The organism is Millisia brevis NBRC 105863, from assembly GCF_001552615.1.
GTDB lineage: Bacteria > Actinomycetota > Actinomycetes > Mycobacteriales > Mycobacteriaceae > Millisia > Millisia brevis.
Window position 1 is genome coordinate 172,774 of record NZ_BCRN01000006.1, and the last position, 12,817, is coordinate 185,590.

General features: G+C 67.3%; 7 protein-coding genes and 1 pseudogene. 3 read left to right on the top strand and 5 right to left on the bottom strand.

Annotation, left to right across the window (positions count from 1 at the left end):
• Positions 1-84 precede the first annotated feature (84 nt).
• Together MB1_RS10680 and MB1_RS10685 are read right to left on the bottom strand one after the other, a co-directional pair.
• Positions 85-2,820, bottom strand: a pseudogene (locus MB1_RS10680) (aminotransferase class I/II-fold pyridoxal phosphate-dependent enzyme); the annotation flags it as partial.
• Positions 2,821-2,970: 150 nt separating this feature from the next.
• Positions 2,971-4,146 carry a hypothetical protein gene (locus MB1_RS10685; RefSeq protein ID WP_157084008.1) on the bottom strand — a complete coding sequence of 392 codons (1,176 nt, stop codon included), beginning with the start codon at positions 4,144-4,146 and terminating at the stop codon, positions 2,971-2,973.
• A gap of 753 nt (positions 4,147-4,899) precedes the next feature.
• On the opposite strand from MB1_RS10685, the gene MB1_RS10690 reads away from it, so the two are divergent.
• Entirely contained in the window at positions 4,900-5,592 is a 693-nt protein-coding gene (locus tag MB1_RS10690) for a VIT1/CCC1 transporter family protein (RefSeq protein ID WP_245650127.1), read from the top strand.
• Positions 5,593-5,661: 69 nt separating this feature from the next.
• On the opposite strand, the gene MB1_RS10695 is transcribed toward MB1_RS10690, so the two are convergent.
• From MB1_RS10695 to MB1_RS10705, 3 genes are read right to left on the bottom strand one after another with little or no spacing between them, the layout of a single operon-like run.
• Positions 5,662-7,131 (bottom strand): NAD-dependent succinate-semialdehyde dehydrogenase, encoded by a 1,470-nt coding sequence (locus tag MB1_RS10695; protein ID WP_066906574.1) that lies wholly within the window; start codon positions 7,129-7,131, stop codon positions 5,662-5,664.
• Entirely contained in the window at positions 7,128-9,062 is a 1,935-nt protein-coding gene (locus MB1_RS10700) for an FAD-binding monooxygenase (protein WP_066906576.1), read from the bottom strand. The genes MB1_RS10695 and MB1_RS10700 overlap by 4 nt, the downstream gene beginning before the upstream one ends.
• A gap of 1 nt (position 9,063) precedes the next feature.
• Positions 9,064-10,377 carry an MFS transporter gene (locus MB1_RS10705; RefSeq protein WP_066906578.1) on the bottom strand — a complete coding sequence of 438 codons (1,314 nt, stop codon included), beginning with the start codon at positions 10,375-10,377 and terminating at the stop codon, positions 9,064-9,066.
• 210 nt (positions 10,378-10,587) lie between these two features.
• Between MB1_RS10705 and MB1_RS10710 the strand changes: the two genes are divergently transcribed.
• Both MB1_RS10710 and MB1_RS10715 read left to right on the top strand, forming a co-directional pair.
• Positions 10,588-12,084: a fumarylacetoacetate hydrolase family protein gene (locus tag MB1_RS10710; protein ID WP_066906580.1), complete on the top strand. Its 1,497-nt coding sequence runs from the start codon at positions 10,588-10,590 to the stop codon at positions 12,082-12,084.
• Positions 12,085-12,136: 52 nt separating this feature from the next.
• Positions 12,137-12,808, top strand: coding sequence for a GntR family transcriptional regulator (locus tag MB1_RS10715; RefSeq protein WP_066906582.1), 672 nt, complete (start codon positions 12,137-12,139; stop codon positions 12,806-12,808).
• The last annotated feature ends 9 nt before the right edge of the window (positions 12,809-12,817 follow it).

Genomic DNA, 12,817 nt, shown 5'->3' on the forward strand with positions numbered 1-12,817 from the left:
CCCGGAGGGCGCCAACGAGTTCTGAATCGCGCTGTCGATCCGCGCCGCGGTGTCGATCGCGTCCTCACTGTGGTGGGTCAGGATGGCCGTCGTCGTGCGCGCGGCGGTCAGGCGGGCCAGGACCGGTTCGGGGAACACCGACAGGCCGAGGTCGCGGTTGTACCCGTGGATCTCCTTCACATCGAGCTGCGCGAGGAAGTACAAAATCTCCTTCGAGACAACCTGGCCGGGCACGAGAATGGGGAACCCCGGCGGGTACGGGACCACGAAGGTGGTCGAGACCAGCGTGCGGCCCTCGGCGATCCGACGCCCGGCCTCACCCAATTGCACGTACTCGCGATCCTCCTCGTCGTACCCCGCGTAGAAGGCCGCCCGCATATCGCCGAAGGCGGAGGCCGGATCCGGCCGAAAGGCCGCGGCGAACGAACTGAAATTCGGCAGCGGCGGCAGATCCTCGGTGTGCTCGATGATGCGACGTTCCTGCAACGCCCGGTCGGCCTTGCTGGCCGACGCCTGCTTACGGTCGAGATCGTGGGCCACCCGCCTCAGGGCGTCGAGCAGGAAATGCACGCTCGACCACGTCACGCCGATGGTGAAGATCAGCAGGATGCTGTTGATCGAGGTCTTGTTGATCTGAATACCGAACTGCTTCATCAGCACGTTCTCGCGGAAGTCGTATCCGTTCATGCCGGTGCGCCCGATGAACAGGGTCACGCGGGTCAGGTCGAGCACGAACTCGTCGGAACGCCATGCCTCGTTCCACCCCTCGAGGACGCCGTCGGCGTTCTGCTGATACGCGCTGACCCGGGAGGGTCGAAACTCCTCCGGTACCAGGTCGCGCTCCTCTAGCACGCTGAACCACTTGCTGATCACCCGGTCGTTGGCCAGTCGCTGCCGAAAGACCAGGGCCATCGTGTAGGCCGAACGGACCATCTGGAAGCCCTCGATATCGACCTGCCGGCGGGCGAGATCCAACGAGGCGAGCAACTGCTGATTGGGCGAGGTCGAGGTGTGGGTGAGGAAGGCCTCCCCGAACGCGTCGCGGGTGCGCGCGTTGAAATCCTGATCGCGGATATGGATCATCGACGCCTGCCGCAGCGCGGAGAGCGACTTGTGGGTCGAGTGGGTGCCGTAGACGCGCACCCGCGCCTGTCGGGGGTTCGGCAGCAATCGGGTGGTCGCCCAGTCCTCCCGGCTGGTTCCCTCCATGTCCCGAACCCACTGGTCGTACCGGATGGCGTAGTCGGGCGAGGTGAGCATCGCCTCCAACTGTTCGGCGGCCACCATCGCCGTGCGCTGCCGCGCCCACGGCACCGCCGTCGCGAAGGCGTACCACGCCTCGTCCCAGAGGAACACCATGTCCGGCTTGATCGCCAGCACCTCCTCCATGACGCGACGGGCGTTGTAGACGATGCCGTCGAAGGTGCAGTTGGTCAGCAACACCATCCGCACCCGATGCAGCTGCCCGGCGGCCTCGAGGTCGAGCAGCGCCTTCTTGATCGTGGCCAGCGGGACTGCGCCGTAGATCGCGTACTCCTCGAGCGGATATGCGTCGAGGTACAGCGGATCGGCGCCGGCGAGCACCAGTCCGTAGTGGTGCGACTTGTGGCAATTGCGGTCGATCAGCACGATGTCGCCGGGGCGGGTGAGCGATTGCACGACGATCTTGTTGGCCGTCGAGGTGCCATTGGTGACGAAGTACGTCTCGTTGGCGTGCCACGTGCGGGCCGCCTTGTCCATCGCCTCCCGGATCGTGCCGTGCGGATCGAGCAGCGAATCCAACCCGCCCGACGTGGACGACGTCTCGGCCATGAAGATATTGCGCCCGTAGAACTCCCCCATGTCCTTCAGGGACTTGGAATTGAAGATGCTCGCTCCGCGGGCTACCGGCAGGGCGTGGAACTGGCCGACCGGCTCCGAGGCGTAGGCGCGCAAGGCGTCGAAGAACGGCGTGGCGAATCGTCCCCGAATCCCGGCCAACAGTGTCGAGTGCAGATCGGTCGCGTCGTTGAGCCGATAGAACGTCCGGTCGTAGATATCCGGTTCGTCCTCGCCGATCTGGGCGATCGACTCGTCGGTCAGCAGGTAGAGATCGATATGCGGGCGCAGTTCGCGAATCCACTCGCCGCACTCGATCCAGTCGTTGGTGCGATCGGTGGCCACCGCATGCTTCTCGACGCCCAACAGCGTCGTCATCAACGGCAGGTGGTTGCGCGACCGCAGCGGCAGATCGTGGCGGATGATCGCCGCCTGGATGTCCCCGTTGAGCGCGACCGCGCAGACCGCGTCCTCGACACTGGTGACGATCAGCAGCTCGAATTGCACGTCGGTCGACGGTCCGAGGGCGCGCAGGCTTTCGGCGATGCTGTCCTGCCCGGCGGGTGAATCATCGGCCAGCAGGACGGTATAGAAGTGCCGCTTGCTCGCGCGGGCGGCGAATTCCTGCTCGGCCAGGGGCGCGGACATATCGAACGAGGCGGCGCGGTCGGAGTGTTCGGCCAACAACCGTACGGCCAGGGACACCTGCTCGGAGAGCCGTTCGGTTTCCATGTCGTCCAGCTGGCGCCGCAGAGCCGCCAGATTGGCCGCGCCGGGGTAGAGCCAGTACCGCTCGTAGGCGGAGAGCCGATCCATGATCCGACGAACCCGCCCGACCTCGGACTCCGAATCCAGCCCCGCCCGTTCGACCGCCGCGAGCTGCCGGCAGGCATCGTCGAGCATGTTCCAGGTGTCGAGGCGCTGGGTGGACGGATTGGCCACCGCCGCCAACGCGGAGACCCGAAGCCGTCGCGGACGCCTGCTGCTGCGGTGAATGCTCATCTGACTCCTTGTCCGACCGACGGGTGTGCTCGGGTCGTCGCGGCGCGATCCCGGAGCACAAGTGTCGAGTCTCCCCGAGAATCGGCGCGCGGGTCGAATCAGGAGAACGGGTTTTCGGTCACCGAGTCGTTGGTCTGCAGGCCGCCCGACCTAACGCTTCCGAACGGCGCGATCGACGAAGCGAACGATCAGCCACGGTGCCAGGGCATCCACTCCCTTGCCCACCGCGGCGGCGGCACCTTCGGATGCGGCATCGGTGACGTTCCGGTCGTAACGCAGTCCCCAGATGAGCGACCGAAGCGCCTTGTAGGCGTCCCGCGCCGCTCCCGGCCGACCGGGCTTCGCACCACCGAGCGCAGAGAACATCGCTTCGAAAGCCACCCGTTGCGCGTATCGCACCCACTGGCGATTCAGTGCGGTCGGAACCGTGCCACGGACCTTGCCGTGCCCCTGCGTGACCCGGTTGGTCCACCAGACGATTCTCAGGCCGATCGCCCCATATTCCTCATATTCCTCCGCGGTCCGTGGTGCCACGCCGCGCAGAAGAGCGATCCCCAGGGTCAGCACCGCGACGACATCAATCGGCGAGTCGCCCACGGAATCGTCGCCGAGCGCCTCAGCGAGGTCGCGGGTCGCACGCCTCTTGAGGACGCGAATCAGACCTTCCGCGTCCATTCCGGGATGGTCGCGCCGGAGCTGATCGACAAGCGTTTGGGCTTCCTCGGCTTTGGCAGCAAAGATGTCGCCGAGCAATTTCGCGAAGTCGTCCATCGATTCCTCATCGATGGGCTCGTCCGTTGTCTGATCTCGCGATTCGTCGACTCCCGCATCGAACAGTGCCACGGCCTCCACCGCCTCGGCGAATGCGAACCCGGCCGCGATGGGTCCCGATTCGGTGGCGGGCCCCGTCAGGCGATACGCCGACACGGCATCCCGCAGGAGGTTCGTCTCCCGGTGCAGACCGCGCTTGGCGACCCGACCGATCACCCCCTCCGGAACGGCCGGGGCTCGGCCGAGCGCTTCCTCGAGAAGAGTGATCAGCAGGGCGGACTGTTCGGCGTCGCGCTCGTAGGCGGCGAGGAGATCCCTGCCCTCACGAGCGGTGTCATGGTCGGCCGAGAGCGCGCGTGCGATCTCGTCGAGGATGGCGAGCGCACGGATCTCCTCGGCGACGATGAGTACCCGCAGGCGACCGATCCAGCCGTCCGATTCGGCGGCCCGATGGATCGACTTGGCAACCGCCGAATCGGCGGCGTCGGCAAGACCGGCAGCGCCGTATCGGACCGCGGCGCGCAGGTCGGAAATCACTTCGTCGATGCGCTCCAACAACCGATGCCCGTCGGAACGACCACCGCCTGCCGTGCTGTCGGGGGTGATCTGCAGTCGGCGGCGTTCGGCGCGCAGCTCACCGAGCGAAGGGTTTCCGGGGAGGTCGAGCCGTCCGACCAGAGCCGCCTCGGCGTCCGTCAGAGGTGTCAGTCGATCCGACGCGTCGGCGAGTCGCTGTCGGCGAACCGCCCAGGCCGCCTCCGCCAGGATGTTCGTCTCGGTGGCCGGGTCGAGCGCCCACCCGGAGTCGAGGCCGTCGTCCGTTACACCGGTGGGCAGACCGTCGAGCGAACTCATCAGATCTTCTCGCTCGGTCACGAAGAGCGCCTCGGACAGGTCGACGATGCTCCTGTCGGAGCGCAAGCGCTGCGCCGTTCCGCGCAGGTCCTCCATCCCGACACGAGAATGGTCACCCGAGGCGACCATTTCCATGGCGGTCACGGATACGTCATCCGCGATCATGAGCAGCAGCCGCCCACGGCGGATTACCAGCGATTGAGACAGTTCGGGCACGGCACGATAATAGGGTCGAGCTCCGACAGCGAGGATTCCCGCCCGTTGTCGGACCGGCGGCCGGTAATTCGGCGGTCACCATTCTCCAACGACATTTCGCCGTCGGCGACTGCGGCCGTGTTCTTCGACGTCGCAGTCGTCGGCAATCGCTTCCTCCCCCGACCCGCACCCGTGGGTGACGGCGACTCCCTATCCTCGATCGAGGCGAATCGGCCGGTCCGGGAGGGAGGGAACACGATGATCGTGCATCCGATGGTCTCGTGGTGGCGCCGGACCGAACCGGCGGCGATCCGGGAACGCATCACCGACATCAACGACGGCATCATCGCGGTGGCCGGTATGGGACTGGGCCTGGCGGGAGCGGAGGTCGCGGCGGCGACCTCGTACGCGGTGATCGCGATCAGCGCGACCGCCGGGGCGTTGTCGGTGGCGGGAACCAAGCTCGGTGAGTCCTTCGCCGACCGCGAGGCACAGCAGGCGACCGTCGCCGAGGAACGCCGACTGTTGGCGCTGACCCCGGACGAGGAGCGCGCCGAGCTGGTCGCGTGGTTCGAGGCGAAGGGCGTGTCCACCGACACCGCCCGGCAGGTGGCGAAGGAACTCTCGGCCACGGACGCCTTGTCGACCCAGCTGGAGATCGAGTACGGCATCCGCGACCTGACCACCCGGCGGGACGCCTGGTCCGATGGGCTGTGGTCCGGGCTGGCTTTCCTGCTGGGCGCCCTGCTGCCGGTGCTCGTCGCGATCGTCACCCCACTTCCGTGGCGCACGGAGTGGACCGTCGCGGTGGCGTCTGCGTCGTTGGTGGCGACGTCGGTCGTCCTCGCTCGGCGCGGCAAGTCCCGGATCTGGTTGACCATCCTGCGTTCGGTCGCGGTCGGCCTGGGGACCCTGGCGGCCTCCTACCTGCTCGGAGACTGGCTGATCTGATCCGCCCGCTGTCCTTCGGCGCCCCGACTCGGTGCCCGGCAGGTGGGTGATCCGCCGGGCACCGACAGGTCAGGCGAAAGGGTTTTCGGTCAGCGTGTACTTGGTCTGCAGGTATTCGTGGATGCCCTCGGCGCCCCCCTCGCGGCCGAGACCGGACATCTTCCAACCGCCGAATGGGGCCGCGGCATTGGAGACCACGCCGACGTTGAGCCCCATCATCCCGGTCGCCAACCGGTCGATCATCCGCTGCCCGCGCTGGAGGTTCTCGGTGTAGACGTAGGAGACTAGCCCGTACTCGGTGTCATTGGCCAGGGCGACCGCCTCGTCCTCGGTGTCGAAGGCGGCGATCGCCAGGACCGGCCCGAAGATCTCCTCGCGCAGGATCTCGCTGCCCGGCCGCACATCGGTGAGAACCGTTGGCGCGTAGAACGTTCCCGGACGGTCCAGGCGCTCGCCGCCGGTGGTGAGGGTCGCTCCGCGGCCGACCGCGTCGGAGACGAGTTGCTCGGCCTTGGCCACCGCGTTGTCGTCGATCAACGGACCGATCGTCACATCCGGTTCGGTCCCCCGGCCGACCACAAATCCGTGCACCTTCTCGGTGATGCTCCGGCTGAATTCGTCGGCGACCGAGCGGTGCACGATGAACCGGTTGGCGGCGGTACAGGCCTGCCCGATATTCCGGAACTTCGCGGCCAGGGCGCCGGCGACCGCCTTGTCGAGGTCCGCATCGTCGAAGACGACGAAGGGAGCGTTGCCGCCGAGTTCCATCGAGGTGCGCAGCACACCGTTCGCCGCCTGGGCGAGCAAGCGCCGTCCGACCGGGGTCGACCCGGTGAAGGACAGTTTGCGCAGTCGGGGGTCGTCGATGATCGGCCCGGTGACCGCGCCGGACGCGGTCGTGGTGATCACGTTGACCACGCCGGCGGGAACACCCGCTTCCTCGAGCACCTTGGTCAGCAGCAGGGTCGTCAGCGGGGTGAGCGCCGCCGGCTTGACGACCACCGTATTGCCGGCGGCCAGCGCGGGGGCGATCTTGCGGGTGGCCATGGCCAGCGGGAAGTTCCACGGGGTGATCAGCAGGCAGGGGCCGACCGGATGCTGGCTGACGATCATTCGGCCGGTACCTTCCGGGTTCGGCCCGTACCGACCCTGGATCCGGGTGGCCTCCTCACTGAACCAGCGCAGGAACTCGCCGCCGTAGGTCACCTCGCCGCGCGCCTCGGCCAGTGGCTTGCCCATTTCGAGCGTCATCAGCAGGGCGAAGTCCTCGCGGCGGGCGGTCAGCGTGTCGAAGGTGCGCCGCAGGATGTCCGCGCGTTCGCGCGCGGGTGTCGCCGCCCAATCGGCGGCGGCGTCGACGGCCGCGTCGAGTGCCGCAGCACCGTCCTCGGGTGTGGCATCCGCGATCGAGGCGAGCACCTCGCCGGTGGCCGGGTCATGGACGTCGAAGGTCGCGCCGCTCCCCGACGGGCGCCACGACCCTGCGATGAACAGGTTGTCGGGAACCCCTGCCAACAGCGTGCTCTGGTGATCGGTCATACCGGCTCCTCCATCAACTGGGTGACGCGCTGTGCAACAAAAATACCGCCGAAGAACCTCGCCAGGTCGGCGGTCGCCGTCAGCGGAAGGACCGTGGCGACATATTGGTCCGGTCGAACCACGACCGCCGCGCCCTCGGGATCGATATCCCGTTCGGCGAAGATGTCGATCGACGGATGCGTCGCAAAAACCTTCTCGCGATCGGTCAACCCGTACGGGCCCACCTTCGGTACGAATACCGACGGTACCGCCGCCAGGTCGACGCCGGTGTGGTCCTGTCGATAGATCACCTTCACGTCGAACAGCGCGTCGATATCGCCGTCCTCGGGGGTGAAGGCCACCACCGGTGAGTCCTCATCGGTCGCCAGCCACCGGGCCCAGTCGTCGATCGCCGACCGGTGCACCCCGTCGACGGGTGCCGACGCATCGGAGGCCGCCGGGGCGAAGGCGTAGATCCGCCACCTGCCGTCGGCGCGATGGTCGTGGCCGAGGTGGATCGGGTTGGCGTCGGCGACCCGGACCACCGGAACCGACTTGAAGCGCTTGCCGATCGGGAAGCCGGCGGCAAGGTCCTGGTGCTCGGCGGTGCCGGTGATCATCGATGGGCTGTACTGCGTCATGAACCCGGCGGGGAATTCGGCGGTCTTGACGTAGAAGTCCTCGAGCTCCGACGGATCGTCGAACTCCTCGGGCCGCTTCGCCATCATGGCCGACCACTGCCGATCGAAGTCGATCAGGTTCTGCGCGATCACCTGTCGCTCGGTGGAGTAGGTGGACAGCAGATCCGGGGAGCTGCGGCCCTCGAGCACGTGGGCGAGCTTCCAGCCGAGATTGAATCCGTCCTGCATCGACACGTTCATGCCCTGGCCGGCCTTGGCGCTGTGGGTATGGCAGGCGTCCCCGGCGATGAAGACCCGCGGCCGCCGCTCGCCGACCTGCCGGAGCGGAACATCGTCGAAGCGATCGGTCACCCGATGACCCACCTCGTAGACGCTGTGCCAGGCGACGTGCCGCACGTCGACGTGATACGGATGCATGATCTCGTTGGCGATCTCGATGATCCGGTTCAGCGAGGTGGTGCGGACGCGGCCGGCGTCGTCGGCGGGGACCTGTCCGAGGTCGACGTACATCCGGAACAGGTGCCCGCCCTCGCGGGGGATCAGCAGGATGCTGCCGCCGGAGCCGGACTGGATCGCGCACTTGGTGCGAATATCCGGGAAGTCGGTCTCCGCGAGCACGTCCATGACACCCCAGGCGTGGAACGCCTTGTCACCGAGCGGCGTACATCCGATCGACGTGCGGACGCCGCTGTGCGCGCCGTCGCAACCGACCACGTACTTCGCCCGCACCGTGCGGATCTGCTCGGGTGCCTCGGTCCGGCGGAGGGTGACGGTCACCGGATACTCGCCGGTGTCGGCGACCTCGAGCCCGACGAACTCGTAGCCGTAGTCCGGCCGCATGCGGGTCGGCGCGGCGGCCATCACCTCGGCGAAGTAGTCCAGGACGCGGGCCTGGTTGACGATCAGATGCGGGAACTCGCTGATGCCGGTGGGATCGTCGGGGGTGCGCGCCGCCCGCACGATGCGGGTCGGGTCGGTGGGATCGGGCTTCCAGAAGCACATCTCGGTGATGCGGTAGGCCTCCGCGATGATCGGTTCGGCGAAACCGAAGGCCTGGAAGGTCTCGACGCTGCGCGCCTGGATGCCGTCGGCCTGGCCGACCGCCAGGCGTCCGGGACGCCGCTCGATGATGCGGGTGGTGATGTCGGGGAACTGCGACAGCTGCGCCGCGGTGATCATCCCTGCCGGCCCGCTGCCGACGATCAGCACGTCCATCACATCCGGAAGCTCGTCCGGCCGGTCGATACCGACACCGGCGGCCGGCTGGATACGCGGGTCGCCCGAGACGTACCCGTGATGATGAAACTGCATGTCAAGCCCTCGACATTCCTCGGATCGGACTGATGGACTGCTCGTCCTCGTGATCGGGTCCCAGCGGAATCCCGCTGCGGTCCCGCAGGGCGAGAGTCGCGAGAAGACTGATCACGGCCATACCCGACAGGTAGATCGTGATCGCCGTGGTGGTGCCGGTGGCGTTCATCAGCCACGCGGCGATGGTGGGGGCGAAGGCGCCGCCGATGATCGCCCCGAGCGCATAGGAGATCGACACTCCGGAGAAGCGGATCGAGGCCGGGAACAGTTCGGCGTAGAGCGCCGCCTGCGGTCCGTAGGTGAAACCGAGACCGACGGTGACCACCGCCAATCCGAGGAAGAGCAACCCCAGCCGGCCGGTGTTGACCAGGGGGAACAACACCAACAGCCCCCCGAGCAACAGCACCCACCCGATCAGATACGTCGATCGACGACCGATGCGGTCGCTGACGACTGCGCCCACCCAGGTGAACAGCAACCAGGTGGCGGCGGAGCCGGCCACCGCCCAGAGCACCGGTCCGCGGTCGAGTCCGACCGGGCCATTCGGGTTGGTGGCGTAGTTCTGGATGAACCCACCGGTGGTCATGTAGCCGACGGCGCTGTTGCCGGCGAAGACCAGGGCGGCGACGAGGACCAGCGGGGTGTGCTTGCGGAAGAGTTCGACGACAGGGGTTTTGGTCTGTTCGCTGCGCACCGAGATCTCCCGGAAGACCGGGCTCTCCTCGACGCTGCGCCGGATGTAGTGGCCGACGAGGATCAGGATGAAGGAGATCAGGAAGGGCACACGCCATCCCCAGGATTCGAAGGCGTCGCCGGGGGCGATCAGCGTCATCAACGCCATGACGCCGGACGCCATCAGCAGGCCGAGGGGGACGCCTATCTGTGGGGACGCGCCGAAGACACCGCGTTTACCGGGTGGCGCGTGTTCGACGGCCATCAGCACCGCACCTCCCCACTCGCCGCCCGCGGAGATACCTTGCAGGATGCGCAGCGTGATCAGCAGCAGCGGGGCCGCGATCCCGATCGAGGCGTAGGTCGGCAGTAGACCGACCAGCGTGGTGGCGATGCCCATGGTGATCAGCGTGATCACCAGCACCACCCGTCGGCCGTAGCGGTCGCCGTAGTGGCCGGCGAGGAAGGCGCCGAGGGGTCGGAACAGGAAGCTGATGCCGACGGTCAGGAACGACAGGATCGTCGCGACCCCGGGTCCGGCCGGAGCAAAGAACAACTGCCCGAACACAAGTCCGGCAGCTGCCGCGTAGATGAAGAAGTCGTACCACTCGACGGTCGTCCCCACGATGGTGGCAAGGACCACTCGACGACGGTCGATCTCCGTGACGGCTGAGGCGGTCGACGGGCGAATTTCGGGTGATGTGCTCATTGATGAGACTCCTTTGTCCTCCAGAACCCGGTGTGGCCACCAACGCTGTGGTCACCAACACCGGGGAGGAATCATTGCGATCTGCGTCACTCATCGTATATGATTTAAGATACGATGCAAGGGTCGGTTGAAACGAGGAGGGTCATGACGCTCGGGGATCAGGTCGCCGGATCGGCGGTCGACGGGATATCTCGTCCCGGCAAAATCGTTGCGGTACATCTGAGTTACGGCTCGCGTGCGGATCAGCGCGGCCGCCGACCGGCGCACCCCTCGTACTTCTTCAAGCCGTCGAGCTCGGTCGCATCCGGCGGATCGACCATCGAACGGCCCGCGGGCACCGAGTTGCTGGCCTTCGAGGGCGAGGTCGCCCTGATCGTCGGCCGACCGGCTCGCCGGGTCCCGGCCGCGGACGCCTGGAGCCATATCGCCGCGGTGACCGCGTCGAACGACTTCGGCCTCTACGACCTGCGCGCCAACGACAAGGGTTCGAATGTCCGATCCAAGGGCGGCGACGGATACACCCCGTTGGGGCCGGCCACGATCGCCGCGGATGCGATCGATCCGGATCGCATCCGGGTGCGGACCTGGGTCAACGGCAAACTCGCCCAGGATGATACGACCGCGGGTCTGATCTTCTCGCTCCCCCAGCTGATCGCCGATCTGTCCCAGCACTTCACCCTGGAGACCGGCGATGTCATCCTCACCGGCACCCCGGCCGGCTCCTCGGTCGTCCAGCCGGGCGATGTGGTCGAGGTCGAGGTCGACGCTCCGGATACCGAGGGTGCGCCGACGTCGGGACGGCTGATCACCACCGTCGTCCAGGGCACGCAGGCCTTCGATCCGGATCTCGGATCGCTGCCGGCGGTCGACGAGAAGCAGCGGGTGGAGGCCTGGGGATCGCGCGAAGCCGCGGGCCTACCCGCCACCGACACCGCCGGGAGCCTGCCGGCCGATCTACGGGAGGCGCTGCTGGCCGTCCCGGTCGCCGGCCTGTCCCAGCAGCTGCGCAAACGCGGCCTCGACAACGTCTCGATCGATGGGGTCCACCCCCTCGCGGCGGGCACCAAGCTGGTCGGCACCGCCCGGACCCTGCGTTTCGTACCGAACCGCGAGGACCTCTTCCGATCGCACGGCGGTGGCTACAACGCGCAGAAGCGCGCCTTCGACGCCGTCGAACCGGGCGAGGTCATCGTGATCGAGGCGCGCGGCGAGTCCGGATCGGGCACGCTCGGCGACATCCTCGCGCTGCGCGCCCGGGCGCGGGGCGCCGCCGGGGTGGTCACCGACGGCGGGGTCCGCGACCGTGACGCGGTCGCGGCCACCGGACTTGCGGTCTTCACCGTCGGACCGCACCCGGCCGTGCTCGGACGGCGCCACGTGCCCTGGGATACCGACATCACCATCGCCTGCGGCGGCGCCACCGTCCAACCCGGCGACATCATCGTCGGCGATGCCGACGGCGTGATCGTCATCCCGCCGAGCATCGCGCGCGAGGTGGCCGAAGCCGCCGCCGAACAGGAACATCTCGACGCCTGGATCGCCGATCGGGTTGCGGAGGGCCATCCGGTCGACGGATTGTTTCCCCCGAATGCCGAATGGCGGCAGCGTTACGAGCAGTGGCGCCGGAGCACGACCGACTGAAGCGGATCGTGCGCGGACACCTCGGAGCGACACGAGCGGGAGGGAGCGGCAGATGACCCAGAGCAAGTCGCAGAAGGCTTATCACTGGATCAAGGAGAAGATCTCCGGAGGGGACTTCCCGCCGGGATATCGCCTGGTTCTCAATACGATCGGCAAGGAACTCGATATGAGTGTCGTGCCGGTCCGCGAGGCGATCCGGCAGCTCGAGGCCGAAGGCCTGATCACCTTCGAGCGCAATATCGGCGCGCAGGTGGCCATGGTCGACGACACCCAATACCGCTACAGCATGCAGAGTCTCAGCGTTCTCGAGGGGGCGGCGACCGCGCTGGCCGCCCGGCGCCTCTCCGAGGACGACCTGCGCCGCGCGCGGTCGATCAACGAACGCATGATCGAGTCCTTCGATCGGTTCGATCCGGCCGAATTCACCGCGCTCAACCAGCAATTCCACGCCGTCCTCTACGGCAAGTGCACCAATCCGCGGCTGATCACCCTGGTCGAGGCCGAGTGGGGTCGACTGGGTCACCTGCGCACGTCGACCTTCGCGTTTGTCCCGGGACGCGCCAAGGAGTCGGTGCGCGAACACGAGAACATCGTGCGCCTGATCGAAATCGGCGCTCCCCTCGGCGAGATCGAGAAGGTCGCGCGCCGGCATCGGGCCGCGACCCTCGACGCCTACATGGTTCACGAACATCCCGACGAAACACTCGGGCTACCAGCCTTTTGACACCCCGGA